This is a genomic window from Salmonella sp. 2018103, from assembly GCF_026247685.1.
Classification (GTDB): domain Bacteria; phylum Pseudomonadota; class Gammaproteobacteria; order Enterobacterales; family Enterobacteriaceae; genus Salmonella; species Salmonella enterica.
This window is the reverse complement of record NZ_CP111029.1, coordinates 51454-76690: the sequence shown is the minus strand read 5'-3', so window position 1 is coordinate 76690 and position 25237 is coordinate 51454. Positions and strand designations below refer to the sequence as shown.

Sequence of the window (25237 nt, the reverse complement as noted above, 5' to 3'; positions counted from 1 at the left end):
GATTTACAGCACTCCCAACAACGAACAGACTATGCTCAGTGCGACAATCGACAGTAAAATGGTGGTGTAGCGCGGCCCTTTTTTTACCAGATAGAAGTAGATGGCGAATACCGCCGCCAGTGGCAGTAAGCCCGGCGCGATAGAGTCGAGGATCTGCTGAACCACCACTTCAGATCCTTTCAAAGCGCTAATTTTTAACGGCGTGGTGATTTTGACGTAGCTGGCGGAAAGCGCGCCCATCATGATCAAACCCAGCACGTTGGCCCCGTAGATCAGTTCTTTGATTCGCCCCCCTTGCAGCAGGCCGATAATCGAATCACGCCCCAGCGTATATCCCTTGTGGACCATGCCGTAGCTGATCGCCAGGGTGATCGCCGGGTAGAGAATCAGCGGGATAATACCGCCCATCGCGCTGCCATTTGCCGCGAACGGAATAAAGATCGCTATCAACAGCGGCATCACCGCCGCCCAGATAATCGAGTCGCCCATCCCGGCAAGTGGCCCCATCAGGCCAGTTTTAATGCCGGTGATAGACGAGTCGTTAATCGGCTCGCCGCGCGTTTTTTGTTCTTCCATGGCAATAGAGATGCCCTGAATCACCGCGCCGAAAGTCTGCTCGGAGTTAAAGAAGTTAAGGTGGCGTTTTAGCGCTTCTACCTGCTCCTCTTTTTGTGGGTAAAGTTTTTTGATGATCGGCGTCATCGAGGCGCAGAAAATCAGGCTTTGTAAGCGCTCATAGGAGCTGGAAACCTCGGCGCCCAGCCAGTAGATAAACCAGGCTTTGGTGATATCTGCTTTGGTCAGCGCCCCGCTTTCCCGCGCGCGCTCAACCAGTTCATGTTGCATTACGTCACTGCTCATCATGCTGCTCCTTCATTTTTCGCCAGGCCTTTAATCAGGAAGGCGACACAGGTGCCGAAGATGGCCATCGCCATGATGTCGACCTTGAGGTATAACACCGCGAAGAACCCGCCGATAAACCACGGCAACAGGCTCTTTTTACCGATCACCATAATGGTGATGGCAAAGCCCAGCGCCGGCAGAATGCCGCCCATGATTTCAAAGGAGTGGGTTAACCAGTGCGGCATCAGTTTAAGGAAACTTTCCACCACATCCTGGCCAAAGTAGTTAGCGGCAAAGACCACCGGGAAGCGCAGCACCAGCCCCAGCAATGCCGGGTAAAGAAAGGCGCAACGCATGATGCCCGCCATGTTTGCCGTTTCCGCGTGTTTATCCGCCATATGCACCCAGGCAGCATTCAGCGTGCGCCTAAGCTGATCGAGAAACACGCCAATCACGCCAAACGGGATTGCCAGCGCGATCGCCAGGTTTGGGTCCATACCGGCCTTCACCGCGATAGGAATGGAGATACAGGCCGCCAGCGCCGGGTCCGACGGCACGTTGCCGCCCGGCGTTGAGGTCACGCCCAAATAAACGAGCTGCATCCCTGCGCCGATGATCATCGCAGTCTGCATATTGCCAAGCAAAAGCCCGACAAATACCGCGATCACCACCGGTTGTAACAGCATCGCGGAGAAGGTGTAGCCGAGGCGTAAACGGGCAAACCAGTAATACAACCCCATCAGGCTTGCAAAGAGTAAGGTATCCATAGTGTTATCCTATACACTTCATCCTTCAGGCTGCCTCTTTGTTGGCTGCCTTCGCTCACCCCAGTCACTTACTTTAGTAAGCTCCAGGGGATTCACTCAGTTGCCGCCTCGATGCATCCAGAATGATTTTGTGTCTATTAAAGGGTTAGAATTTTTTCAGGATATCGTCGAGCGGCTGCGGCTTATCTTCCGGGATGGTCTGGAAAAATACCTGAACGCCACGGTTTTTCAGGTCGTTAAGAATGCCGACGTCTTTTTCATCCAGCGTAATATTCTGAAAAACCGCCTTGCGGTTTGGCCCGCCGCCGAGACCGCCAACCTGAATGCGGGTAACGTCAAAGCCCAGTTGTATGGCGTCCTGCACCGCCGCCAGTGAGGGAAAAAGCACCAGCACGTTACCGTCGCCAAGCTGATTTTCTTTCCATGCGGCGGCAAAACTCTGGTTGCCGAAGCAATCCACTTTGATATTTGGCGGCGCGGCCATCAGGTAGATATTTTTCATAAACGGATCGGCATCCAGTTCATCACTCACAACGGCTATCCGGTTCGCCTGAGATTGTCCGACCCACTTCGTGACAACCTGCCCATGAATGAGACGGCTGTCGATGCGGCATAAAACGATATTGGCCATGATGTTTTCCTTAGAGTGATTGTTGTAGCTGACGTACATGGGCGACCACATCCAGGCAGCTACTGCGCCCGGCCTCAACTAACTCGTCCACGCAGGCAGTTAGCATCCCTTGTTCGCGCCTGTCCAGCGCCTCCAGCAGTAGCGACGCATTCAATCCGGCAATCACCGCCACCGGATAATCGGCGCTTAGCCGCGCCGCGACGTTGGACGTCGTGCCGCCGACAAAATCCGTCAGGATCAGCGAGCCTTCCGGCAGCGTTTTCACCACGGCCTCGACGCGTTGATAAAACTCGCCCAGCGTATCGACAGGCATTAGCGCGATTTCCGTCACGCCTTTAATTTCGCCCGTGACCATACGCAGGCTGTTGCAAAGCGGTTGTCCCCAGCCGCCATGCGTCAGCAGCAGGATGTGGGGCAACGGTTGTGTGGTAGTCAAAATGGCCTCCTGGCGCAATTACATGAGGACACCGGCATATATTGCCCGGTGGCACTGCGCTTACCGGGCCTACAGGACACTCCCGGTAGGCCAAATAAGGCGTTTACGCCGCTATCCGGCATAACGCATCATCAGAAGAGCAAAGGTTGTGCCAGAATTTGTGTCACGCGAGGAAGAAGAAAGGTCTGGCGAGGCGCGAAGCCCCGCCAGTAAAAGGATTAGCTATAGAGCAGTTCGTAGATATAAAAATATTCCGCATCCGATAAACGGATGGCGTAGGCGTCTTCGATCGGCAGAAAAGCGGATTTGATGACACTAAACGCGCGCGCGTCCAGATTCGGCTGACTTTCCAGCGCCATCTGTAACGGTTTTCGGTTAATCACAATACGCTCTACCATACAGCAGCAGTGGATCAGGAAGCGTAGTGTCACCTGGCGGCTTGGTTTCAAGGAAAGCGAAGACGTCAGATGGTTAAAAACGCCCTCCATCTCTTTCAGAATACGCTGCGGGTTAAGCACGGAAATATGGTTGATGATGCTCTCCATCGTTAGCGCGCTGATAAAGCGCATCGCGCTGCGCTCCATCTCCAGACGGCGTTCAGCGTTGGACAGATCGGGCGTTAACAGGCTCAACACCAGTTCCGGCCCTTGTTCGGAGAAAAGCTCTTCCAGCGAAATAAACGGAATATCCGGCAGCCCCGGCTGGAAAGTGCCGACAATCCCCGCCAGCCGCTCGCTGGCATTCAATGCCTGCTGAACGCGCTCCAGACTACGTACCTCGTTATAATCAAGGATCACCATCCTGGTATCTTGCGACATCAGTTCGCCAAAGCTCTCCTCCAGCACCTTTTTGATTTTTTCCGCCGTTCCCATGCCGGTAATACAGGAGATGACCAGCACTTTGCCGCCGTTCTCCTGCTGCGGCGTACAAAGCTGGCAGGGGATATTTTTACTCTGCAGGAGCGCCGTCAGCTGTGGTAAATCACTGGTTTCATAGCTTAAATCCAGCCCGACTTCCAGCAGACTGGTCAGCGTGATGTTCGGCATGAGCAAAACATCTATCTGGAATAACTTACTGATCGTACTGCCAAAATGGATCAATGAACCGATGTCCACCAACAGGATAAGCCGCCGATATTGGCGGGTTTGAATCATTTGGGTCAGCGTTTCCAGCGTGTCATGCACCGACTGTTCAAACGGCATGTCGATGGCGCTGAACAGCTCGCGCTCCAGCACACGGTTGACATATTGCGCCTGACTGGTGGCGGTGGTCGCGCCGTGGGCGATCAAAATGACCCCGCAGTCGGGGCTGGCATCGATACGCTGACGATAATGGCGGCACTCTTTCAGGAACAGGCATAGCCAGACCACTTCCGTCGCCGGACACTGAATATGCAGCAGTTCGTTGATTTTCCGACATAGCAGCGCGGCGTTGTCATATTCGTCTTTGCAGCGATCCAGGATCAAACTGGAAGAGTAAAGCTGCGGGATCAGACCACGCTGCACGTAGCCTATCAGCGCCAGGAAGTGTTTACGCAGTGGGTTAACCAGATTTTCCGGCAGCGAAAAGCCCAACACCTGCTCTACGCAGCCAATCAGCAGCGTCACGCGCTCTTCAATCTGGTCGCCATAGCGCGGCGGATGCGCCACGCTGTCGCGGCTGTAGAGACCGTATTCAAAAATCGAGCTGAGTTTATTTTTCAGGATCGCCAGCGTCTCCGCCGGGGGGACGTTACTGTTGCGCAAATTAACATATTCGCGCGTCAGGAAGCTGTAAAAGAGGTCGCTCTCTTCAATTTCCGCTCCGGTCGCCAGCGACGTCTTCAATGCGGGCAGCGTGCGCGCGTCTATATTTAGCCGCGCTTTACCGTCAAACAGAGTATCCACCAATAGACGCTGTTCCGGCGTCGGGTTAACCGACATCTCCGCCAGCCGTTTATCCAGCTGTAGCGTGTCGTTATGCTCGGTCATCCCCGATGCCCACGCCTGAGCGCAAAGAAACTGAATATCGCTTTTTAGCTGACCGATATTGCCTTCCAGGGGTTTATTCAGCAACCAGAGCAACAACGGTTTATCAATGCTGACCGTGCGTTCTATTTTGCGGCTTTCCCGCTGTAAGAACCCCACGATCAGTTCGATCTGTTCTTCAACGGAGCGCTGGCGAATGCCCGGCAAATCAATGCATACCTGAATACGCCGCTGGAAAGTACGTAACAGCGCCGACCCGACCGGCTCGGTAGTGGCGCAAATCAGGCGTACCGAAATTGATCGCGGCTGGCTGCTCACGCCGAGCGGACGGTACTCGCCTTTATCCAGAATAGAGAACAGCTTTTCCTGCCCTTCATAAGACAGACGGTGCACCTCGTCCAGCAACAGATAACCACCGTCCGCCTGCTCCACGAGGCCTGTTTTATGTTCATTCGCGCCGGTAAACGCCCCCTGCCGATGACCAAACAGATGCGAGGAGAGCAGTTCCGGGTTATGGGCGTATTCCGCGCAGTTAAAGTAGACCAGCGGCGGGATAGCGCCGCTCGCCTGTTCACAGGCGAAACGGTGCATCAGTTCCGCAAAAAAGGTTTTACCGACGCCGGACGGTCCGGTAAGCAGAACGTGTAAACCGTGCGGATAGAGCACCGCCGCACGGCCTTTTTCTACCGCATCGCGCAGGCTGCGATCGTAACCAATCAGGCTGGTAAACGGATCGTCAGGCGCGTAATGCTCTTCATACGGCAGCACATCCGCCACCGACCGCACCTCGCGTTCAGACTCTTCCAGCTGACGTCCCAGCAACGTTTCCAGCGCCTGGCGATGCAAAAAATAGACCGGGCGGCCACGGCTTTTGATTGCCAGGCCGTCATTCCATAACTGATTGAGATCTTTGCTGACGGAGTTACGCGCCAGCCCAAGATTGAAACCTATCGCCTCCGCCGTAAACGCCGTCTCCTGCGCCAAATCGGCAAGACATAGCCCGCGCGTCAGCCGTTCCAGCTCTCCCAGTACGATCTCAATACGTCTCATTACACTACCGCTTACAAAATAAAAGAGTAGTCAGAACATACACTATTCTGCCACGCAAGAAAGTGAAGGCGCAGCGAGAAACCGCCTTCCCACTTTTGCCTGACTTCAACGCCAACGGATAGCACGCCCCGATGAGTGAACGTCGCACGGTCTACACTTACTCTTGAAAAAGTGCAAACCGATAAGGATACCGTTTATGAAACGAAAAACGCTTCTGCTTATTGCCGCGCTTGTCGCGCTACCGGGCGTCACGTATGCCGACTCTCCGTTTAGCTCACTCCAGTCGGCGCATGAAAAAACCACGATTTTAAAGGATTTGCGCAAAATGTGTACGCCCAAAGGCGCGCTAACCGATGAAGCCTGGGAGAAAAAAATCATGGCGAGCGAGGGGAACCAGCAGCATATTCGGGAGGCGATGATCGCGATAGAGCGCAACAATCAGCATAACTACTGGCAGGCTCTCGGCAAGGTGGAATGCCCGGAGATGTAGCACACCTTTTCCGTTTTTTGGTCGCGAAAATGCGGACTGTAACCGGTTTCTGTTCGCCAAAACCGCGTATTCTGGAGCGAATTTACGCGATCAAGGAGCATGACAATGCGATACCGTTTTCCCGATAACTTCTGGTGGGGCAGCGCCTGCTCAGCGTTGCAAACCGAAGGGGATAGTCTGAATGGCGGTAAAAGCCAGACCACGTGGGATGTGTGGTTCGAGCGCCAGCCGGGTCGTTTTCATCAGGGCATCGGTCCAGCAGAAACCTCAACGTTCTATCGCCACTGGAAGCAAGACATAGCGCTACTGAAACAGTTAAAACACAACAGTTTTCGCACCTCGCTAAGCTGGGCGCGGCTCATTCCAGACGGCGTAGGCGAGGTGAATCCACAAGCGGTGAGCTTCTACAATCACGTCATCGACGAGCTACTGGCGCAGGGCATCACGCCGTTTATTACGCTGTTCCATTTTGATATGCCGATGGTCATGCAGGAGAAAGGCGGCTGGGAAAATCGCGACGTCGTAGAGGCGTTTGGTCGGTACGCGCAAACGTGTTTTACCTTGTTTGGCGACCGCGTGAAGCACTGGTTTACCTTTAACGAGCCGATTGTGCCGGTGGAAGGCGGCTATTTGTACGACTTCCACTATCCCAATGTGGTGGATTTTAAACGTGCAGCCACCGTGGCGTACCATACCGTGCTGGCGCACTCGACCGCCGTGCGCGCCTGGCGCGCCGGACGCTACGACGGTGAAATCGGCGTAGTGCTGAATCTGACGCCGTCCTACCCACGCTCGCAGCATCCCGCCGATGTGCAAGCCGCGCATCATGCGGATCTGTTATTCAACCGCAGTTTTCTTGACCCGGTATTAAAGGGAGAATACCCGGCGGAGCTGGTGGCGCTGCTGAAAACCTATGACCAGTTGCCTGCCTGTCAGCCAGGTGACCGTCAGCTTATTGCCGACGGCAAAATCGATTTACTGGGGATTAACTATTATCAGCCGCGCCGCGTGAAATGCCGTGATACGGCGGTGAATCCGCAAGCGCCGTTTATGCCGGAGTGGTTATTTGACTATTACGACATGCCGGGGCGCAAGATGAACCCTTACCGCGGCTGGGAAATTTACGCGCCAGGAATTTACGACATCATCACCAACCTGCGGGATAATTACGGCAATCCGCGCTGTTTTATCTCCGAAAACGGGATGGGCGTTGAGAACGAGCAGCGTTTTGTGCAAGCGGGACAGATTCACGATGATTACCGGATTGACTTTATCTCTGAGCATCTTAAATGGCTGCATAAAGGCATTAGCGAGGGCTGTCACTGTCTTGGCTACCACATGTGGACCTTTATCGATAACTGGTCATGGCTGAACGGCTATAAAAATCGCTATGGTTTTGTACAACTGGATTTAGCCACCCAAACGCGCACGGTGAAAAAAAGCGGAGAATGGTTTGCCGCCACCGCAGAGCATAACGGTTTTGATTAAGCGTTTATTATTGCCGGATAACGACTAACGTCGTATCCGGCCTACAAATGGCAGCAATATCAACTCATTGGCGTAATACGGACTTTCGCCGCCACGACTAACATCGTCAACAGCATCAGTCCGCCGGAAAGCGCCAGCGGCGAAAGCAGCCCGAAATTGTCGAGCGCATAACCGCCCACCGCCGCGCCACAGGTATTTGCCAGTTGAATCACCGCGACCTGGATGGAACCGGCTTTTTCCGCCTGATCGGCAAGGGAACGAGTGATCCACGTTGACCATCCCACCGGCACCAGCGCAAACGCCAGTCCCCAGATAATCGCTATGACCGCCGCCACGGTTTTGTCGCTTCCCCACACAATGAGCGTCAGCGCGCTCAGCGCCAGTAGCAGCGGCGCACCGGCCAGCGCCAGTTTTACCGAACGTTTCAGAACGTAAGATGAGAAAGAAGTACCAACGAAGCTGGCAATACCAAAACTTAGCAACACCAGCGTCAGACCATCAACGTCAAAGCCCGCCAGATTCATATAGACCGGGCGAATATAGGTAAAGAAAGCGAACTGCCCGGCAAAAGACATAAAGATGGCGATCATCCCGGCCATCACGCCAGGGCGTTGCAACAGGCTAAACATATTCTGTTTCTGGTGGGAAGGTTCGCCCGGCAGCGACGGCAGTGATTTCACCACCCAGATGACGCACAGTACGCCCATCACCGCAGCGGCGTTAAAGACATTACGCCAGCCAATAATACCGCCCAAAAAACTGCCCAGCGGCGCGGCGATCACTAACGCGATGGAAACCGCGCCAAAAATCACCGACAGCGCTTTCGGCACGGTACGTGCGGGAACCAGTCGCATGGTCAGCGACGCCGACATCGCCCAGAATCCGCCCAGCGCCAACCCAAGACAGGCGCGGCCCAGCAACAGCAGCGTAAAGCTGTTGGCAAAGGAGACCATCAGACAAGAAGCCGTCAGCAAAACGGCGAACAGAATAACGATATAACGCCTGTCGGTCGCCTGAATAATCTGGGTAATGAACAGGCTGGAAAACATCGCGACAAACGCCGTAACGGTGACCGACTGACCGGCGACGCCCTCGGAGATCCCCAGATCCTGCGCCATCGGCGTCAACAGACTAACGGGCAAAAACTCAACGGTAATCAGGCAGGCGACACAAAACGCCACGGCAAAAACGGCTGACCAGTTAGGCCTGGCAACCCCATCAGCGCGGAATTTTTCTGCGATATTTTCATTCATTGTGGTCACCTGCGTCGTTTTAGTGCGGAAAATCCACGCAGTGTAACATTACAAAATGTGATCTGATTAACGTTTTAGCAACTGACATTGTTGCGCTGCATTTTGCGAGGCTGGTCGAGCGTTGAGAATTATCTTCTCTCGCTGCGTGCAAAACCAAAAGGTAAGACATAGTGTATCACCTGGTGCTATACTTTAGATTACAGGATGTCAACCTGATGCGAATCTTCAAAACCAGGTGGTTTAACAGAGAAGCGAAGTCCCACACGATAAAAGATGACGAGTTAAGCGAAGCCATCAACGCCGTACTGCAAGGAAAAGCAGATAATCTTGGCGGCGGAGTTTATAAAAAACGTCTCAATCAAAATTGCGATCGCGCAATCGTGTTGGCAAAGGGAGGCGAGCATTGGTTTTACACCTTCCTGTATGCCAAACAGGATATGGCCAACATTAGCTATCGCGAACTCGCGGGTTTCCGTGAGTTAGCAAAACACTATGCTTGCCTGACCGAAGATCAGATAACGGCACTCATTAATAACAAAGAACTGGTAGAGGTGCACCATGTCAGCAAAAACTAAATTCAAAAGCCCTGCCTTTGAAGCGATTCATAGCGCGGCATCTGGATTATTTAGCGTGGATGCCATTCCCCAGGAGACAATGCGCAGTTTTGACACGGCCTGCTTAAGCAGCATCAAAGACCTGCAGCCACTTGAAATAAAAGCGTTACGAGAAGAACTCAACGTTAGCCAGCCGGTTTTCGCTCGGTACCTGAATACCAGCGTATCAACGGTTCAAAAGTGGGAAAGCGGCGCCAAGCGTCCCAGCGGGATGTCACTGAAACTACTTAATGTTGTCCAAAAACACGGGCTAAAGGTGCTGGTATGAGGGTTTTACCGATGGTCTGTTAAGGCTAAGTCGGATGTCTGGGGTTGGGCAAAGTTAAAATGTCCGCTAAGCGCCAACAACAGACGCTGCTCACTTTATCAATCATCGGGAAAGATTAATGAGTACTATAAGTTGTTAATCGACAGTATCATGGTTTTATGAATCAATTGATAGGCGTTATGACATGGATATTAATGAGTTTCCACCGGGAGTAATGGAACACCTTGGCTGGTATGTGTATCGATTAATTGATCCCAGGGACGGAAGTACCTTCTACGTGGGGAAGGGAAAAGGCAATCGTGTATTTGCTCATATGCGCGGTGAGGTTGCAGCAGTGGATGATGATGAGTTACTTAGTAACAAGCTCAAGCAACTTCGAGAGATAAGATTAGCTGGTCTTGAGGTCATTCATGTTATTCACCGACACGGTATAGCTGATGAAAAGACCGCTTACGAGGTTGAAGCCGCCCTTATAGACGCCTACCCCGGTTTAACTAATATCATGAACGGTGCTGGCAGTAATGAATATGGCGCTGCACACATCAAAGAGTTAATCGCCACGTACCAACCTGAAACAATTGTATTCCAACATAAAGCCCTGATGATCTCTGTTAACAGAAGTTCAAAAGATGTGGACCTTTATGATGCCGTACGTTTTAGCTGGCGGGTCAGCGTTGAGCGTGCCCGTAAGGCTGAAGTTATATTGGCTACAGTGAAGGGAATCGTAAGGGGTGTATATGTCGCTGATGAGTGGCTCAAATCTACCCGTGAGAATTTCCCAGAGATATCCTCATGGGATGAAGACGAGGAGTTTGAAGCTACTCAAAATTCCCGCTTTGGATTTCGAGGAAAAGTAGCGCCACCTGCGATAGCACAGCTTTATCTCGGTAAAAAGATTCCAGAGGATCTTAGAAAGAAAGGTGCGATGTCTCCTGTGAGATATTCTCCTGGTTTCGATTCCTAAAGAGTCTGTCAGTAATTCTGTATAACTTTAAAGGTGATCGCTCAGGTGGTCACCTAACTTGAGAATAAAACGACTCACCGCCAGTTTTGGATCGGCATACTCCATTTTTTCGAACGTAGCAACAATTTCGCGCGGGGTCATCCCTTTAGTCAGTTCCGCCGCAAGGGCTTTGAGTTTCTTTTCGTCCATAATTTGCCTGTCCCGTTGTTGAAATGAGCACTTCAACAACGGGTAATTAAACAAATTTAATAACAGTCTCAGACGGGATTGTTTTCCGGGTGGAGACGATTCATACGATAATGAGTGCAGGAAGCCTCTACAACTTCCTGCGCTGTTTGACGGGAATTGCACTATACTGACTCACCAAAGCCATCAGCAAATGCAGATTTTAATTCATCCATAAAAGCCAGTTCATCCTGTCCATCACAAATTAAATCAATCATTGTGTTTCCCTTTACGCCAGCCCCCAAAATACTCATCATTCCTTTAATGGGAATTTCTTTGTCATTATTAACTAGCGTTAATGAAGACTGGTATTTTTTGACAATTTTCGCAAGCGTAGCGGCTGGCCGCGCATGAAGCCCCGTACTGTTCATAACGCGTACTTTTTGTCTAATCATATATTTTCCTTAAGAGACTTTGCGGAATGCTGAGTGATTTTTATTCATCATCTTAATTTTAGAATAAACATCATCCTCAACTGCCTGTTTTGCGTTCGCCATGACACGCGCCAGATTAGCCTCGTTGTTATTATTTACCCAAGCCTTACCAACAGTAGTGATAAAGGCTTTGCGCAAATCACTCGCAATATTCACTTTGGCTACTTTGTAATTAACAAAGCTGCGAAGAATATCCGCGTCAATACCAGAACCTCCATGAATAACCAAAGGGACCGGACTGACAGACGCGATGCGTTGTAATAGCGGGATATCAATGCGTGGGATATCTTCAAGACCATGTACATTACCAATTGACACTGCCAGCATGTCGCACCCTGTCTCCTCAACAAAGCGCTGAACCTTCTCAGGTTCAGTTTTGCAGTCAGCCTCGCTGACATGATCATCTTCCTTACCCAGAATAGCGCCTAATTCCGCTTCGACGGGAACACCAAATGATTTACAGAAATCGACGGCTTCTCGGGTAAATGCAATATTTTCTTCGAACGGTAGCGCCGCGCCATCAATCATTACTGAGGTAAATCCGGCCCGGACAGCCTGCTTAACATCTTCCAGAGTTTTCCCATGATCCAGATGCAGGCTGACAGGAATATCCATTTTATCGGCATGTCGCTTAACTATTTCATAAATGTAATCGTAACCTGAAAGCTGTGCATTAGTAGGAGCAATTTGAATAAAATTGGGCAATCCGGAACGTTCTATTGCATTAAGAATGGAAATTGTTGTCTCCAGGTTCGTTGTATTAAATGCACCCGCAAGGACATGTTTTTCCTGAATACAATTGAGCAGGATCCTACCATTGACTAAAGGCATATTAACTCCAGATATTTATGTGAGCAGTGTAAGTAAATTATCGAACTATTGAGTTATCACAGTTATTCACCAATAAGCGCCCCTTCCTGCCGCAGTTTAAATTGATAAAATGACAGCCATTGCTGCTGATATATTTTCAACTTTGCAGAACGAACCGCGTCAGGAAAATATCGCTCAGCCACAGGAACAGTCGGGGGGACAACATTCGGACAGGCTATCAACAATGCTCCAAGGGAGACGGTTTCATCAAAAGCAATGGCCTCAATTGGACACTGGAGGATGTCAGCCTTCAACTGGAGCCAGTATGGGTTTTTCACCGCAGGGCCAATGACTTTTACTGTCCTGCCCGCCGGGATATTAAAGCACCCGTGACAGTGTGCAAACTCCATCGCCAGGCCAATAAAGACACTCTCAAGCAGAGACTCCGGAGGAAGTGAATCCGTCAGACCAAAAAGCAGGCCACGGGTGTGCCGATTTTTATTTGGCGAACCCGAGCCCCGCAAATGAGGAATAAATACCGGCACATGCTCGACAGACCAGGAAGGTTTGAGGTATTGCTCCATGGCTTTTTCCAGGCCTGTGCTTATTTCCTTATCAGTTAAACGAAAGGTTTTTTTCACCCATTCAAGCGCATAACCGCCGACAGGCAGAGAAGCGAAAAGCGTGAAAAATTCACCATCGGAGTAACAACCATTTGCCAGCTTATCCCTGCGAGCCTGCACATCAAGCGTTGGTTGTGTATTCAGCAGTAAAATACCCTCTGTCGTGCCGGTAGAATTCAGCACATCGCCCGGTTGCAGCTGTAATGCGCGGGCACCGACCATATGATCGTGCCCGGCCAGGGTAACTTTTACCTCATGAGAGAAGCCCAATTCCTCTCTAAGCGTTGCCGTCACCCATCCGGCCACTTCACCTGGCTTTATCAACGGAGCCAGTACACCGAACGGTATGCCGAGAATCCCGGCAGCATTACGAGACCAGGTACGGCGAGCAATGTCCAGACACAACGTTCTACTGGCCAGGGATATTTCCGTCTTTTTCGCACCTGTCATTCGCCACAACAACACTTCTGGTGCATGTAACCAGCAGATATCTTTTCTTTCATGCAAGGAGTAGTTATCAAGCAACCATCTCATTTTAAATGCTGAGTAATTACTGTGAGGTGGCAATCCCGTTATAGAATACAGTTCTTCAGCCTCTGCCTTGCTTAATGACGAGAGATAAGATTCACCACGTCGATCATACCAGGCCAGCATCGGGGTAAGAATGACGCCCTCCTTATCCACAAAGACACCAGACTCACCGAAACTCGCAATACTGATATTTTTTACCGGAAACGGTACTGAAGCCACCAGTTCAGCCATTACCAGTCGCAGTGCCTGCCACAGCGCTTCGATATCGAAATCTACCTCGCCTTTGTCCGACGATATTATTGGCGTCGGAAACTTGCGGACTTCCAGAACTGACACGTCATGACAGGAATAACAGCTGACTTTGCAGTTAGTTGTGCCAATGTCAATGACAAGCGCTGCGTGGTAATCAGGCATAGACCGTTCCTTTTGTCAGGCGAAAAACACCATAAATAATCAGCGCAAGCACAGGAATCAGCCCGATAGCAATAATATTTCCGTTGAATATTTCAAGCAGCCAGAAACGGAAGGGGTTACCGCCATCAAGGAAGCTTGATACCTGACCACTTGACCCCTCAGCCATTTTGAAATTGACATCCTTAGCCATACTGGTAATAAATGGCGCAATTTTGGTCGCAATCCACAAGTCGGCGACAATAACAGGAATTGCGGTTATCACAGCCCGGAAAATATTGCCACGACATGCCAGTACAATCATGGAAGCCATGACTGCCAGGTTCGCAAGGTCTCCGAGTGGCAGGACTTTATTGCCAGGAAGAAGGAATGCAATAAAGACAGAGATGGGTGTCAGAATCAGTGCTGTAGATATAATGGCTGGGTTACCTACTGCTACCGCGATATCCAGTCCGATAAAGAGATCATCACGGCCAGGATATTTGGCATTCAAATATTTCTTAATGGCTTCAGACAGAGGTAATAAACCTTCCATCAAAATTCGTACCATACGCGGAAGAATGAACATGACACCGCCAATGCTGATCCCCAGCAATAGGATATGTTTAAAGTCATACCCGGCAATGATGCCCAACAAGACCCCCAGAATAGTACCCACCATCATAGGCTCACCGAAGATTCCCATTTTTTTCTGAACGTTTTCCGGATCAATATGAATACGGTTAACGCCAGGGATTTTGTCGATAATTTTGTCGAACAGCAATCCAATCGGAAAGAAGACGACAGATGACAGGGTCGGAAGTGAAATACCTTCCAGACCGAAGTACTTTGCCACTAATGGCGCTGACCAGTCCGCCAGTTTGAGAACCACGATCGCGGCAATAGCGGCTGCGGACAGACCCAAAACAAAACTCCCTGTGCTGTAGTAAACCAGCGTTCCAGCCAGGGCAAAGTGCCAGTAGTTCCACATGTCGACATCAACAGTACGTGTCTTATTCAGAGCCAGCATGGCGACATTAATCAGCATCGTCAGCGGAATGACAAAGGGTGCGATTGGTGAGCCCCAGGTAATTGCGGCCAACGGTGGCCAGCCTAAATCGACCACAGGCAGACTAATACCAGTTCGCTCAACCATTGCCTGTGCAGCCGGGCCTACATTGCTGGTAAGTATGTCAAAGATGGCATAAATTCCGACAAACCCTATTCCGACAATTAATGATGAGCGAAGTGCTTTGGCGGGTTTTACTTTGAAGAACAATGCCAGGAAAAAAAGGACCAGCGGCAATAAAACCGTTGGGCCAAATCCCAGGACATATTGCACAACGGTATAGAGAGTATGTGCTATATCATTCATATCCGACCTCTTATTCAGATGTGACCAGACCTCGCGTTAGCGCCTGGATAATTTATCTGTTTTTTTATTTATGAAATCAGGCTTGGCCTTTAAGGATTGAAACTATTTTTTCAAGAACTTTATCTTCACCTACTCCGGTAATGATTGGCAGGCCACTAACAACCGGAATATCCAGTTCATAAGGAACTTTCGTTGTTGATACAACCAAAGCTGCACCATCGGTATTGTTTGGCAATGAGGCTACATTAGTTTGTGAATAATTAACATCAAGTCCATTGTCTTTACAATATTCCATTACTTTTTCTGCCACAGCCGTGGAAGTAGCAACACCCGTTGCGCAAACAAATAGTATCATTTTACTCATACTTCACCTCTTTCAGATATGCGTGTGTAAATTGACTGATAAATTTCATCATCATTCATGACCAGTAACTGCTGCATAAAATCCTCATCCTGGATCACATCCATAATCCAACCCAGTACGTTGAGCTGCTTATTGCTTTCACCTAAAGCAAGCATAAACACCACCCTGACAGGTACGGGATCTGGTTCCCCGCCCATATCTTCGAAATTGACGGGTTCTGCCAGTATTCCAACGCTAATGGCGTTTTGGCGAACATACTTGTGATCGGTATGTGGAATAGCAACACCTACAGGCTCAACCGGTAGACCCGTTGGAAAATTCTGTTCTCGCGTAATGACGTGATCGGCAAAATCAGATACAACCATACCATCGTTAATTAACGGACTGGCAAGAGCCTTGATTATGTCATTCTGACTCACCTCTTTAGGAAGGTGGCGAACATAATGACGGCGAAAATGAATATCCTGCATAGATTCCTCTTTGCTAGTTAGGCATCCAGGCGCTGTAAAATAGTGCCAAGATAATATTTATTACCTTTTAACCAGACGTTACCAAAATCAATGGCCAATCCTCTAGAGAAAAATACCAACTGTTCCAAATGCAAAACAGGTGCGTCTTCACCAATATCAAGATAATGGCCTCGCTCATTACCAATTAATTTGGCTGCGTAACGGCTTTCAGAAAAACTTATTTTCTTATCGGATAATCTTTCTATTGCTGAAAATAAATTCTCCCTGGTAAAATCTACATCAATAATACCGGGGCAGAGATCAATGTTGATACGATTTTCAATCAACATGACTTTTTCATCGCCAATACAACGAAGGCGTTTAAGAAATAAAACATCTTGTCCCGGTTTGATACTCAGTTTTTCTGCTACAAAGCGGTTAGCGGGCTCCAGTCGGGAGGTTATAACACTGGTTGTGAAGTTTATCTTCTGGCTGGCTAAGGCTTCAGCAAAGGAGAGCAAACCTTCACCCAGTGGGTAAGCAACATTTTCCTTCTTTACGAAAGTTCCTTTACCCTGCACTTGCACAAGAACACCTTCCCGGACAAGTTGGTCAACCGCTTTTTTAACGGTACCGCGACTCACCTCCAGCATATCCATGATTTGAAACTCTGAAGGTATCCGGTCATCCTCAACTAATTCTCCGCTATAAATACTTTCCCTTATCCACTCCACAACCTGTTGATACAGTGGGATGTGTGAACTTTTACTCAATGTTTTCATGGGGCGCGCCTAAACATTTAGAGTTGTCTATAGACAATCATGTACAACTTCGAGTTTATGATAAGAAATTTTGAGACAGGAGGTATGGCAAGGAGTCACAGTTTTAGTGTTCAAAACAAGATCACATTTCCGTGATATATATCACGGAAATGATGAGCTATAAGTCTCTGATGTTCTGGAGTCGTTAGCGGTTATTCGGTGCGTTACTTCTGTGGTTCACCCTTAGCAAATACGATGGCGGCTACGCTTTATTTGGCTAACGATGAATCGCGCCATCCGGCCGTTAATCGTGGCTCGCCGCCCTTGCCAGCCTCATTCATCTCGTCTTTTGTTAACGAGATAGTGAAGAGTATCAATGCAGCCAGTGGACACCCTCTTCCGGCTGAAAAAAGGCGTTATAGCGCAGTTGAAACGCGTTGATCTCCTGCATATCGGGTTCCATTTCGCGCAAAAAGCCCAGCGCCAGCCGTACCTGCGTATCGGTGATCGGCGCAGCTAAACGCGCTTTTTGCAGCAACCGATGCCACCGCTGCAAATTCTGATCGCCGCCATCGACAATCACCATTTGCCAGATCAGTAACACCTGAGCGGCATTTTGCAAATGCGATTCATCAGGGCGATGCAGATACTGTAAAAACTCACCGCCCGCCGTTTTACCCATCTGATCAATCATCGATTCTATCGGCACTACATCAATATTCAGACGTTCGCTCAGGCGGCGAATCGCCCGGCGGGTATCCGATGTCAGCACCCGAAAACCCACAATAAACACCACCACAAACGTGGCCAGAATCAACCAAATCATGCGCACATCCGTCACCAAACAGGATGCCCATCATAACGGTAAATTTATAACTGTCGACGTTCTGGCCTGTCAGGATGTGATTTATTAACGCCTGTCTTCATTTACGCCAGACGCCGGATGTCCTGTCTGACGAACGCAAGGCATAAAAAAGCCCGGCGTTAAGCCGGGCAAAACGTTACCAAATGCACACATTTAAGCGATATTGACTTGCTGAATTTTTTTCTCACGGCGGATTTTGCGCTCTTCCATCACGGCGACCATCGCCATCAGGCAGATACAGCCGATCGCGGCGGCGTCCAGCGCGGCGAAGGTGCCCGCCCAGCCGGTCAGACCAAAAACGGGGGTACCGTCGGCAATCATGCCCAGACCCAGCTTGGCAAAGCTATCGCCGATAAGATAAGCGAAGGTTCCCTTGATACCGTCCGCAGCGCCGATGGCTTTTTTCGGTACGAAACCGACTGCCGCCACGCCAATTAACAGCTGCGGCCCAAACACCAGGAAACCGAGCGCGAACAGCGAGGCCAGATAGACATACTGGTTGCTGGCGTGCTGGTAGACGCCGAGGGTGGCGATGATTAACGCCAGCGCCACACAGGCTACCAGCGCACGACGACCGTTCGCCAGGTCAGAGAGCCAGCCCCACAGCAACGTGCCGACCAGCGCGCCCACTTCGAACAGGGTAAAGCCCTGAATCGCCACTTCTTTGGAGAGCTTCAGTTCCTGGAAGGCGTAGACGGTTGACCACTGGTCGATACCAATACGTACCACATACAGGAAGATATTGGAGAAGCACAGCAGCCAGATCACTTTGTTTTTCAACACATATTCAACAAAGATCTGCCACTTGGTCATTTCGTTTTCTTCAGTCTCTTTATCCTCTTCGCTGATCTCTTCGCCGAACAGTTCTTCAGCTTTACCCAAACCGTAAGACTCCGGGGAGTCGCTGCCAAAACGCAGACCGATAAAGCCAACAATCAGCGCGATAATCGACGGGAAGATAAACATGCCGATGACGTGACCGTCGAACAGGTAGTTGGCGCCGAACAGCGCCACGCCTGCCGCGCCCGCGCCGCCGAGGTTGTGGGAGATATTCCAGAAGCCGAGAAAGGTGCCGCGTTTACGACGCGGAGTCCATTTGGTGATGGTCGAGTAGCTGCACGATCCGCCGGTACTCTGGAAGAAACCGCTCAGGGCATAGAAAGCGATCATCAGAAACAGACTGGTTGACCCCGCGCCCATACTGGCGCTGAAGCCGAGCATACAGATAGCGGAGAGGATCAACATAAACGGTAGAAACTGCTTGGTATTTTTACCGTCAGCGTAGTAGGAAACCAGCGTTTTCCCCACGCCGTAGGTGATCGAGAAGCCCAGGCCAATCATCCCCAGCTCGGTCATGCTCAACCCGTAGGTAGAGATCATGTCGTTCTGCGCGATGTTAAAGTTTTTGCGGATCAGGTACATGGTCAGGTAGCCGATAAAAACCACCAGATAGGACTGCATGAACGGCTTGAACCACATTTTACGCCGCACATCGAGCGGCAGATCCAGGGTCGGCTTGCGCACCTGGTTTAAGAAGGCCAGCATGGATTACTCCTGAGCTAATTTTTATACCTGCGAATGGCAGGCATTGTAAAAATCCACAGGAAAAGTGGCCTGCGACAGCGTCCAGGCAAAACCGGGAAAATTTCTTAGTTTTGCCCCATTCAGCGCAAAAAGGTGAGGTGCGTCACGCTTCGCTGGTCTCGCGTGGGGCCTGGGCGTTCAGAAATGGCAGCAGCAATAGCGCGGAGATCCCCGCCGCGATGGCGATGACCGCAAAAAAACCGGTCCAGTGCCAGATCTCCAGCACTTTCGCTAACGGCCAGCCGGAAAGCGACGCGCCGAGATAGGCGAACAGGCCGACAAAGCCGGTGGCCGCGCCCGCCGCCTCTTTATGCGAGCACTCCGCCGCCGCCATGCCAATGAGCATCTGCGGGCCGAAAACAAAGAAACCGGTGGTGAAGAAACAGGCCGCCTGCATCACGTAACTGGCGAACGGCATCAGCCACAGCGAACCCACAGAGAGCAGAATCCCGGCGGCGAAGATTAAATTCATCGGTCCGCGGTTGCCGTTGAAGAGTTTGTCCGAGCCCCAGCCCGCCACCAGCGCGCCGATAAATCCCCCCAGCTCAAACATCGATACTGCCGTGTTGGCCGTGACCAAATCCACGCCCAGCGTCTCGGACATATACAGGTTGCCCCAGTCATTGATCGCCGCACGCACCACGTACACTAAGACGTAACACAGCGAAAGCAGCCAGATATAGGGATTCAACAGCACATATTTAGCGAGGATTTCTTTGCGGCTTAGCCCCGCGCCCTCTTGCTGTTGGGCGACCTCCAGCGCATCGTGCCGCCAGTCGCCTACCGGCGGTAAACCAATCGCCTGCGGACGGTCGCGCAGCCGCCAGCAGAGGACCATGCCCACCCCGATGGCAAGCAATCCGGCCACCATCATCCCGACACGCCAGCCATAATGCAGGGCGACAGCGGCCATAACGAGAGGGATCAGCGCCCCGCCGACATTGTGCGCGGTGTTCCATAACGCCCACCAGCCGCCGCGTTCGGTACGCGAGTACCAGGCGGTCAGCAAACGGGCGCAAACCGGCGATCCAAACCCCTGGAAAAAGGCATTCAACGCCCATAGCAGAGCAAAGGCCCACAGCGAGGTCGAGAAGCCGAACAGAATATTCACTACGCCGGTCGCAATCAGCCCGATGCCCATAAAATAGCGAGCGTTAGAGCGATCGCTAACGATGCCGGAAACAAATTTCGACACCCCGTAGGTGATGTAAAACAGCGTCGCCAGCAGGCCGATATCGCTGCGGGTCAGAATGCCGCTGGCAAGGATTTCCGGCGCGGCGGCGTTAAAGCTTTTACGGGTGAAATAGAACAGCGCATAACCCAACCAAATGGTGATCAGGATGTGCCGCCGCCAGTAGCGATAGCGGGCGTCAACCTCGTGCTTATCGGTGATGAGCGGCGCGTTGGCCGGGGCTTTTAAAAACGAAAGCATTATCCTTCCTTAAACGTAACGCTGGGGCAACGAGACGCTCACCCGCGTACCGTGGGTACAAGAGATGGTTAGCGTCCCGCCGAGCGCCGACACGCGTTCGCGCATTCCGGTCAGGCCGAAGCCCTGCTGCTGAGAGCCCGGCGGCAGGCCGCTGCCGTCATCCTCAATCACCAACATCAGCCGCTCATCCTGCTGCCAGCCCTGGAGCGTCACCGCGCTGGCATTGGCATGTTTTACGATGTTATTCAGCCCTTCCTGACAGACGCGAAACAGCGTCACGCGCTGACTTTCACTCAGCGCCGTTTCGTCAATTCGCCAGTCGAGGTGACTGACAATACCGCGGCTTTCCAGCTCCATTTCGCGCAGCAGCGAACGGATGGCCTGCGCCAGCGTTAAGTCGTCTAGCTGGCGCGGGCGCAAGCGCCCCAGCAGGCGACGCACGGCGTCATACACGCCCAGCGAAAGCTGCTCGATAAGTTGCCCGCTCTGCTTCACGCCGCCGTTATCCGCCGCCAGTCGTTGCACAATGCCCGCCTGGGTTCGAATCGCGGTGATGGTCTGCCCGATGTCATCGTGAAGCTCACGCGCAACATCGCGCCGCACGCTCTCTTCGGTCTCCAGAAGACGCTCCGCCAGCCGATGGTTGCGCGCCAGCTCCTTTTGCAACGACTGGTTCAGCTCGCGCAGACGCTGAATGCCCGCGCCAAGCAGTAGCCCGGTCAGGCTTTGCGCCAACAGCGAAAGTAATAAATCGACGGGATGATCGTGCCAGGTCTGGCTGGCGATCAGCGCGATAGCGTTCATCAGTGTGGCAATGAGCGCGCCCTGCCAGCCATAATGCCAGGCGAGCGCGATAATCGGCAACGCCAGGCAGAACGGCGTAAAGCGCGAAAGTTCAGCAGGTAACCCCAGTTGCAGCCACAGACTGACGATAAACAGCAGCAGATACCAGATCAGATGCCGCCCGCGCCAGTTTACCGGCTGCGATACCAGCGATGGTCCCAGCGGCAGCCAGGTAGTGCTGGTGAGATAGTGCCAGAAAACCAGGCAGATGGGGGCCAGCGTCAGCCCCCCCGTGAGAGTCAGCAGTAGCGCGTTCCATGCCGCTTCCCCCTGCCCCAGCCAGGGCAGGGATTGCAGTAGCGCCGCGGCGGTGAGGGCCGCGCCCTGAAGCAATAACGTGCGCCAGTCGCGCTGATGGCGGTAACGCGAAGTCAGCGCCACGGGCAGTAGCGTCAACACACCACCGATCATCAAAAGCGGCAGATGGGCCAGCGCAACTTCCTGCGCTAACCAGTACACCAGTAGCCACTCCGCGCCCAGCAATACTGGCCAGTATCCACGCGGGCATTGCAGCATAAGTCCCAGGCGCAGGCCGAAGGGAAAGAGTAGCGCCGCCAGCTCCGGGCGCTCTACCAGATGCAGGCTGATGCTCCACAGGCAGAACCACGCGGCGGAGAAAATAAAAAAGCAGGCAACAACGGTGATTAAACGGGAAAAAAAGGTGTTCATTACCAACCATCAAACATGCGATGCGCCAGTTCAACGTCATTGCTGACGCCTAATTTTTCCAGCAGATTCGCGCGATGGACATGCACCGTTTTTGGCGACAGCCCCAGCTCGGCGGCAATCTCTTTTACCGCCATACCCTGGGCGAGTTTTTCCGCCACCTGACGCTCGCGTTTGGTCAGCGGATCTTGCCGACCCGCCGCCAGTTTCACGGCAATATCGGGGGTCAAATAGCAGCCGCCCGTCGCCACCGTATGCACCGCGGCGATCAGTTCATCCGGACTACAGCGTTTAGAGAGAAAACCGCGCGCGCCGGCGTTCAACGCCTGTTCCACCAGCGCCGGGCTATCGTGAACCGAGAGCATGATCGTCGCCATCCCTTTTGGCAGTTGGCTTAGCAGCTCCAGTCCGGAAATATCCGGCATTGAGATATCGCAGATACATACCTGTACGCCGCGCCCCGGTAAGCCTGCCAACGCTTCGCGCCCGGAACCAAATTCGGCGACCACCTGCAAATCGGGTTCCAGCCCCAGTAGCTGTGCAAAGCCGGAGCGGACGATAAGGTGGTCGTCGATAAGGGCAACGGTAATCATGGGTTCATCCTGGCGCTAAGGCATGCCTGATGGCGCTGCGCTTATCAGGCCTACGGGCAGGTGCCGTTGTAGGCCGGATAAGGCATTAATGCCGCCATCCGGCAAAAGCACTTACCTTAACGATAAGCGCGCGGCTGTTCAAGCCTTGAGCGGTCAGACAATGCCTGTCGTGACGGTGAACGTCCGGGTTTGCTGCGGTTCCAGTTGAAGCAAGGTTCCATTTCGCTGCGCCGCGAGAAAACCTTCAGGCCGACAGGTCGCGGGCAGGGCAAAGGCGGCTACCTGCTGATCGCCGTTATAAAGAATCCAGCGGGTCACGTAATTTAGCTCCGCGCTGGCGAAACGTGTCACGAACGTGGTGCCATCCGGGGCGATCATACTGAATTCCGGGGTATCCGTGTACCTGTCCAGTTCATCGGCGAAGAACACGATTTCCGGGTCGTAAAAGCCAGGCTCGTTGAGCGTTGCCAGCGAGGCTTCACCCTGCAAAAGTCGTTGATTAAACGCCAGCCACTGCGCCGTGGGTTTGACATGCGCCGGCACCGACTCGCGTAGCGTCAGCGCGGTATCCGGGATATTCTGGCGGAACGTGGCGTTCGGCACATAGGCATAGTTCATGTGGCACATGTACTGTAGCGGCATGGCGACTGAAGCCAGGTTAGTCACGGTCATCAGAATATCAAACAGCGCGCTTGATTTACGCATCACCACCGCAGGTTGCGCCTGATAATGATGACCGAACCCCATCACATACTCGTAGCGCCCGGTCACGCGCAGACTGTCGCCCTCTAACTCCAGCCAGGCGTCGTCCATAGCAGCGCAGGGCATCTCGCCGTGCAGCGGATGTGTATCTTCCGGCGACGGGCAGCCATTCGCCAATAGTCCGGAATGGAAAGCAAAGCAACCATACGTTGCCACCACTTCCGCAGCCGGCTTCGGCTGGCGGAACATGTTGCGCATAGTCAGATCATGACCGTCAAACTGCGCGTCCCAAATCATCTGCCCCATCCAGGGCAGAATCACCAGATGACCGCGGCTGTTTTGTATTTTCAATCCTTCCACGCCGCTGGCGTAACGAAACGCCGTAACCGTAAAATCGTCATTTTCCAGCAAGATACGCGGCTGCTCGTTAAAAAGCTCCCGCCATAATGTAATACGTGTTGTCATGGTTGATCTCCTCAGGACGCGGCGACTTCAGCCAGGTTGCCGCGCACTTTGCTTTCGCGCCAGAAGTAAACGCCAACGTAAACAAAGCACAGCATGGAAACCAGGAATGAGAGCTGTAGCGAGTGGAACATGTCCGCCACGTAGCCCTGAATCGCAGGAACCACCGCCGCGCCGACAATCGCCATCACGATCACCGCCCCCGCCATTTCGGTATGCTCGTTATCGACGGTATCGAGCGTTCCGGCATAAATGGTCGCCCAGCAGGGGCCAAACAGAACACTGACCAGCACCGCCACGTATACCGCGCTAAAGCTGGGCGCCAGCGCCACGTAGGCCAGGAACAGCGCGCCGATCACAGAGTAAAGGATCAGGACTTTTTCCGGGTTAAAGCGTGTCATCAGAATGTTGGCGATAAACTTGCCGATAAAAAAGCAGGCGAAGCTGTAGACCATAAAGGTTGAGGCATCGCGCTCATTGATATCGCCTAATTCCAGCGCCAGACGGATAGTGAACGACCAGACCGCCACCTGCATTCCCACATACAGGAACTGCGCCACAATACCGCGACGGAAACGGGCATTGCTGGCGAGATAGCGTAACGTATCCAGCGCCGAGGGGCGTTTATGACTCGCGGTTTGCGCGACTTTACAGGTCGGGAAACGCGTCAGCAGGAACAGTACCATCACCACTACCAGAACCATAATCATGTACTTATAGGGTTCCAGAGTGTTTTCCAGCATCAGCACCTTGAAGTTGTGGACTTGCTCGGCATTCATGCCCGCCATCTGTTTTTCCAGGCTTTCCCCTTCGGAAAAGACCAGATATTTACCCAATAAAATGCCTGCCGCCGCGCCGATCGGATAAAAGGTCTGGCTGATATTCAGCCGCAGCGTGGCGTAGGCTTTCGGCCCGATCATCGAACTGTAGGTATTCGCCGCCGTTTCCAGGAAACTCAGGCCAATCGCAATGGCGAAAATCGCCGCGAGGAACATGGTGTAGGTCGCCATGTGCGACGCCGGGAAAAAGAGCGTACAGCCGACAATGTATAGCGTCAGGCCGATAAGTATTGCCACTTTATAACTGGTTTTTTTAATGACCAGCGAGGCCGGAATAGCAATTAAAAAATAACCGCCATAAAAGGCGCTTTGTACTAATGCCGAAGCAAAGTTGCTCAGCGAAAATACACTTTTAAATTGCGTAATCAGAATATCATTTAACGCGGCTGCGCATCCCCATAATGGGAATAAACAGGATAACAAAATAAACTGGAACAGAGGTGTCTTATTCAGATACCCGTCGGGCATCTGAACGATGTTTTTATCGTTCATAGTGCTACCTTTAACAGTGCAGGGTG

General features: G+C 52.0%; 26 protein-coding genes and 1 pseudogene. 6 read left to right on the top strand and 21 right to left on the bottom strand.

Annotation, left to right across the window (positions count from 1 at the left end; translation table 11 throughout):
* Positions 1 to 3: 3 nt before the first annotated feature.
* The 5 genes from OLG56_RS00375 to dagR all read right to left on the bottom strand — a co-directional run bounded on the left by OLG56_RS00375 (position 4) and on the right by dagR (position 5694).
* Positions 4 to 864: a PTS system mannose/fructose/sorbose family transporter subunit IID gene (locus tag OLG56_RS00375; RefSeq protein ID WP_001526325.1), complete on the bottom strand. Its 861-nt coding sequence runs from the start codon at positions 862 to 864 to the stop codon at positions 4 to 6.
* Complete coding sequence (locus tag OLG56_RS00370) at positions 861 to 1610, bottom strand: PTS mannose/fructose/sorbose/N-acetylgalactosamine transporter subunit IIC (RefSeq protein ID WP_000380259.1); 750 nt, start codon at positions 1608 to 1610, stop codon at positions 861 to 863. The genes OLG56_RS00375 and OLG56_RS00370 overlap by 4 nt, the downstream gene beginning before the upstream one ends.
* Before the next feature lie 145 nt (positions 1611 to 1755).
* Positions 1756 to 2241 (bottom strand): PTS sugar transporter subunit IIB, encoded by a 486-nt coding sequence (locus tag OLG56_RS00365; protein ID WP_001284295.1) that lies wholly within the window; start codon positions 2239 to 2241, stop codon positions 1756 to 1758.
* A 10-nt stretch (positions 2242 to 2251) separates the two neighbouring features.
* Positions 2252 to 2677, bottom strand: coding sequence for a PTS sugar transporter subunit IIA (locus OLG56_RS00360; protein WP_000214106.1), 426 nt, complete (start codon positions 2675 to 2677; stop codon positions 2252 to 2254).
* A 218-nt stretch (positions 2678 to 2895) separates the two neighbouring features.
* Entirely contained in the window at positions 2896 to 5694 is a 2799-nt protein-coding gene (dagR, locus tag OLG56_RS00355) for a transcriptional regulator DagR (protein ID WP_061377039.1), read from the bottom strand.
* Positions 5695 to 5890: 196 nt separating this feature from the next.
* Here dagR and OLG56_RS00350 point away from each other — a divergent pair, with 196 nt between their 5' ends.
* Together OLG56_RS00350 and gmuD are read left to right on the top strand one after the other, a co-directional pair.
* The gene (locus OLG56_RS00350) at positions 5891 to 6184 is read left to right on the top strand and encodes a YicS family protein (protein ID WP_000824213.1); all 294 of its coding nucleotides are present in this window, start codon (positions 5891 to 5893) and stop codon (positions 6182 to 6184) included.
* Between the two features lie 105 nt (positions 6185 to 6289).
* Entirely contained in the window at positions 6290 to 7672 is a 1383-nt protein-coding gene (gene gmuD / locus OLG56_RS00345) for a 6-phospho-beta-glucosidase GmuD (RefSeq protein ID WP_001270483.1), read from the top strand.
* A 59-nt stretch (positions 7673 to 7731) separates the two neighbouring features.
* Here gmuD and nepI read toward each other — a convergent pair whose 3' ends face one another.
* Entirely contained in the window at positions 7732 to 8925 is a 1194-nt protein-coding gene (gene nepI / locus OLG56_RS00340) for a purine ribonucleoside efflux pump NepI (RefSeq protein WP_061377038.1), read from the bottom strand.
* A 215-nt stretch (positions 8926 to 9140) separates the two neighbouring features.
* Between nepI and OLG56_RS00335 the strand changes: the two genes are divergently transcribed.
* The 3 genes from OLG56_RS00335 to OLG56_RS00325 all read left to right on the top strand — a co-directional run bounded on the left by OLG56_RS00335 (position 9141) and on the right by OLG56_RS00325 (position 10771).
* On the top strand, positions 9141 to 9500 hold the full coding sequence (locus OLG56_RS00335; RefSeq protein WP_023214552.1) for a type II toxin-antitoxin system RelE/ParE family toxin: 360 nt from the start codon (positions 9141 to 9143) through the stop codon (positions 9498 to 9500).
* Positions 9484 to 9807, top strand: a complete 324-nt coding sequence (locus OLG56_RS00330) for a helix-turn-helix domain-containing protein (RefSeq protein ID WP_001274841.1) — start codon at positions 9484 to 9486, stop codon at positions 9805 to 9807. Before OLG56_RS00335 ends, OLG56_RS00330 begins: the two co-directional genes overlap by 17 nt.
* Positions 9808 to 9991: 184 nt before the next feature.
* Positions 9992 to 10771: an LEM-3-like GIY-YIG domain-containing protein gene (locus OLG56_RS00325; RefSeq protein WP_000353909.1), complete on the top strand. Its 780-nt coding sequence runs from the start codon at positions 9992 to 9994 to the stop codon at positions 10769 to 10771.
* 27 nt (positions 10772 to 10798) lie between these two features.
* Here OLG56_RS00325 and OLG56_RS00320 read toward each other — a convergent pair whose 3' ends face one another.
* The 13 genes from OLG56_RS00320 to uhpA all read right to left on the bottom strand — a co-directional run bounded on the left by OLG56_RS00320 (position 10799) and on the right by uhpA (position 22716).
* Entirely contained in the window at positions 10799 to 10960 is a 162-nt protein-coding gene (locus OLG56_RS00320; protein WP_000343619.1) for a hypothetical protein, read from the bottom strand.
* A 161-nt stretch (positions 10961 to 11121) separates the two neighbouring features.
* Complete coding sequence (locus tag OLG56_RS00315) at positions 11122 to 11391, bottom strand: HPr family phosphocarrier protein (protein WP_000621026.1); 270 nt, start codon at positions 11389 to 11391, stop codon at positions 11122 to 11124.
* Positions 11392 to 11400: 9 nt separating this feature from the next.
* A complete protein-coding gene (locus OLG56_RS00310) occupies positions 11401 to 12261 on the bottom strand; it encodes a class II aldolase (RefSeq protein WP_001131798.1) in 861 nt (286 codons plus the stop codon).
* A gap of 62 nt (positions 12262 to 12323) precedes the next feature.
* On the bottom strand, positions 12324 to 13808 hold the full coding sequence (locus OLG56_RS00305; protein ID WP_001113551.1) for an FGGY-family carbohydrate kinase: 1485 nt from the start codon (positions 13806 to 13808) through the stop codon (positions 12324 to 12326).
* Positions 13801 to 15159: a PTS galactitol transporter subunit IIC gene (locus tag OLG56_RS00300; protein WP_000997827.1), complete on the bottom strand. Its 1359-nt coding sequence runs from the start codon at positions 15157 to 15159 to the stop codon at positions 13801 to 13803. Before OLG56_RS00300 ends, OLG56_RS00305 begins: the two co-directional genes overlap by 8 nt.
* Positions 15160 to 15235: 76 nt before the next feature.
* A complete protein-coding gene (locus OLG56_RS00295; protein WP_000041396.1) occupies positions 15236 to 15523 on the bottom strand; it encodes a PTS sugar transporter subunit IIB in 288 nt (95 codons plus the stop codon).
* Positions 15520 to 15993, bottom strand: coding sequence for a PTS sugar transporter subunit IIA (locus OLG56_RS00290; RefSeq protein ID WP_001152234.1), 474 nt, complete (start codon positions 15991 to 15993; stop codon positions 15520 to 15522). The genes OLG56_RS00295 and OLG56_RS00290 overlap by 4 nt, the downstream gene beginning before the upstream one ends.
* A gap of 17 nt (positions 15994 to 16010) precedes the next feature.
* Entirely contained in the window at positions 16011 to 16754 is a 744-nt protein-coding gene (locus OLG56_RS00285; protein ID WP_000854956.1) for a GntR family transcriptional regulator, read from the bottom strand.
* Positions 16755 to 17106: 352 nt separating this feature from the next.
* A complete protein-coding gene (locus tag OLG56_RS00280) occupies positions 17107 to 17559 on the bottom strand; it encodes a DUF1198 domain-containing protein (RefSeq protein WP_001519640.1) in 453 nt (150 codons plus the stop codon).
* A 192-nt stretch (positions 17560 to 17751) separates the two neighbouring features.
* Positions 17752 to 19143 carry a hexose-6-phosphate:phosphate antiporter UhpT gene (gene uhpT / locus OLG56_RS00275; RefSeq protein ID WP_000879181.1) on the bottom strand — a complete coding sequence of 464 codons (1392 nt, stop codon included), beginning with the start codon at positions 19141 to 19143 and terminating at the stop codon, positions 17752 to 17754.
* A gap of 142 nt (positions 19144 to 19285) precedes the next feature.
* Positions 19286 to 20614: an MFS transporter gene (locus OLG56_RS00270; RefSeq protein WP_000948174.1), complete on the bottom strand. Its 1329-nt coding sequence runs from the start codon at positions 20612 to 20614 to the stop codon at positions 19286 to 19288.
* A 9-nt stretch (positions 20615 to 20623) separates the two neighbouring features.
* Positions 20624 to 22126, bottom strand: a complete 1503-nt coding sequence (gene uhpB / locus OLG56_RS00265; protein ID WP_001091258.1) for a signal transduction histidine-protein kinase/phosphatase UhpB — start codon at positions 22124 to 22126, stop codon at positions 20624 to 20626.
* Entirely contained in the window at positions 22126 to 22716 is a 591-nt protein-coding gene (uhpA, locus tag OLG56_RS00260) for a response regulator transcription factor UhpA (protein ID WP_000633672.1), read from the bottom strand. Before uhpA ends, uhpB begins: the two co-directional genes overlap by 1 nt.
* A 22-nt stretch (positions 22717 to 22738) precedes the next feature.
* On the opposite strand from uhpA, the pseudogene OLG56_RS22255 reads away from it, so the two are divergent.
* Positions 22739 to 22924 (top strand): annotated as a pseudogene (locus OLG56_RS22255) (hypothetical protein); the annotation flags it as partial.
* Here the strand turns inward: OLG56_RS22255 and OLG56_RS00255 are convergent.
* The gene (locus OLG56_RS00255) at positions 22870 to 23883 is read right to left on the bottom strand and encodes an aldose 1-epimerase family protein (RefSeq protein WP_023214550.1); all 1014 of its coding nucleotides are present in this window, start codon (positions 23881 to 23883) and stop codon (positions 22870 to 22872) included. The pseudogene OLG56_RS22255 and the gene OLG56_RS00255 sit on opposite strands and share 55 nt — an antisense overlap.
* Positions 23884 to 23894: 11 nt before the next feature.
* Positions 23895 to 25211, bottom strand: coding sequence for an L-fucose:H+ symporter permease (gene fucP, locus OLG56_RS00250; RefSeq protein ID WP_000998359.1), 1317 nt, complete (start codon positions 25209 to 25211; stop codon positions 23895 to 23897).
* Positions 25212 to 25237 lie beyond the last annotated feature (26 nt).

Excerpts from the sequence above, each read along its gene's own strand:
- OLG56_RS00300 (WP_000997827.1), bottom strand. The coding sequence starts at position 15,159 with ATGAATGATATAGCACATACTCTCTATACCGTTGTGCAATATGTCCTG.
- OLG56_RS00290 (WP_001152234.1), bottom strand. The coding sequence starts at position 15,993 with ATGCAGGATATTCATTTTCGCCGTCATTATGTTCGCCACCTTCCTAAA.
- OLG56_RS00375 (WP_001526325.1), bottom strand. The coding sequence starts at position 864 with ATGATGAGCAGTGACGTAATGCAACATGAACTGGTTGAGCGCGCGCGG.
- uhpB (WP_001091258.1), bottom strand. The coding sequence starts at position 22,126 with ATGAACACCTTTTTTTCCCGTTTAATCACCGTTGTTGCCTGCTTTTTT.
- OLG56_RS00280 (WP_001519640.1), bottom strand. The coding sequence starts at position 17,559 with ATGATTTGGTTGATTCTGGCCACGTTTGTGGTGGTGTTTATTGTGGGT.
- OLG56_RS00325 (WP_000353909.1), top strand. The coding sequence starts at position 9,992 with ATGGATATTAATGAGTTTCCACCGGGAGTAATGGAACACCTTGGCTGG.
- OLG56_RS00315 (WP_000621026.1), bottom strand. The coding sequence starts at position 11,391 with ATGATTAGACAAAAAGTACGCGTTATGAACAGTACGGGGCTTCATGCG.
- fucP (WP_000998359.1), bottom strand. The coding sequence starts at position 25,211 with ATGAACGATAAAAACATCGTTCAGATGCCCGACGGGTATCTGAATAAG.
- uhpA (WP_000633672.1), bottom strand. The coding sequence starts at position 22,716 with ATGATTACCGTTGCCCTTATCGACGACCACCTTATCGTCCGCTCCGGC.
- OLG56_RS00320 (WP_000343619.1), bottom strand. The coding sequence starts at position 10,960 with ATGGACGAAAAGAAACTCAAAGCCCTTGCGGCGGAACTGACTAAAGGG.
- OLG56_RS00365 (WP_001284295.1), bottom strand. The coding sequence starts at position 2,241 with ATGGCCAATATCGTTTTATGCCGCATCGACAGCCGTCTCATTCATGGG.
- nepI (WP_061377038.1), bottom strand. The coding sequence starts at position 8,925 with ATGAATGAAAATATCGCAGAAAAATTCCGCGCTGATGGGGTTGCCAGG.
- OLG56_RS00370 (WP_000380259.1), bottom strand. The coding sequence starts at position 1,610 with ATGGATACCTTACTCTTTGCAAGCCTGATGGGGTTGTATTACTGGTTT.
- OLG56_RS00350 (WP_000824213.1), top strand. The coding sequence starts at position 5,891 with ATGAAACGAAAAACGCTTCTGCTTATTGCCGCGCTTGTCGCGCTACCG.
- OLG56_RS00285 (WP_000854956.1), bottom strand. The coding sequence starts at position 16,754 with ATGAAAACATTGAGTAAAAGTTCACACATCCCACTGTATCAACAGGTT.
- OLG56_RS00305 (WP_001113551.1), bottom strand. The coding sequence starts at position 13,808 with ATGCCTGATTACCACGCAGCGCTTGTCATTGACATTGGCACAACTAAC.
- gmuD (WP_001270483.1), top strand. The coding sequence starts at position 6,290 with ATGCGATACCGTTTTCCCGATAACTTCTGGTGGGGCAGCGCCTGCTCA.
- OLG56_RS00335 (WP_023214552.1), top strand. The coding sequence starts at position 9,141 with ATGCGAATCTTCAAAACCAGGTGGTTTAACAGAGAAGCGAAGTCCCAC.
- OLG56_RS00255 (WP_023214550.1), bottom strand. The coding sequence starts at position 23,883 with ATGACAACACGTATTACATTATGGCGGGAGCTTTTTAACGAGCAGCCG.
- OLG56_RS00310 (WP_001131798.1), bottom strand. The coding sequence starts at position 12,261 with ATGCCTTTAGTCAATGGTAGGATCCTGCTCAATTGTATTCAGGAAAAA.
- uhpT (WP_000879181.1), bottom strand. The coding sequence starts at position 19,143 with ATGCTGGCCTTCTTAAACCAGGTGCGCAAGCCGACCCTGGATCTGCCG.
- dagR (WP_061377039.1), bottom strand. The coding sequence starts at position 5,694 with ATGAGACGTATTGAGATCGTACTGGGAGAGCTGGAACGGCTGACGCGC.
- OLG56_RS00295 (WP_000041396.1), bottom strand. The coding sequence starts at position 15,523 with ATGAGTAAAATGATACTATTTGTTTGCGCAACGGGTGTTGCTACTTCC.
- OLG56_RS00330 (WP_001274841.1), top strand. The coding sequence starts at position 9,484 with ATGTCAGCAAAAACTAAATTCAAAAGCCCTGCCTTTGAAGCGATTCAT.
- OLG56_RS00270 (WP_000948174.1), bottom strand. The coding sequence starts at position 20,614 with ATGCTTTCGTTTTTAAAAGCCCCGGCCAACGCGCCGCTCATCACCGAT.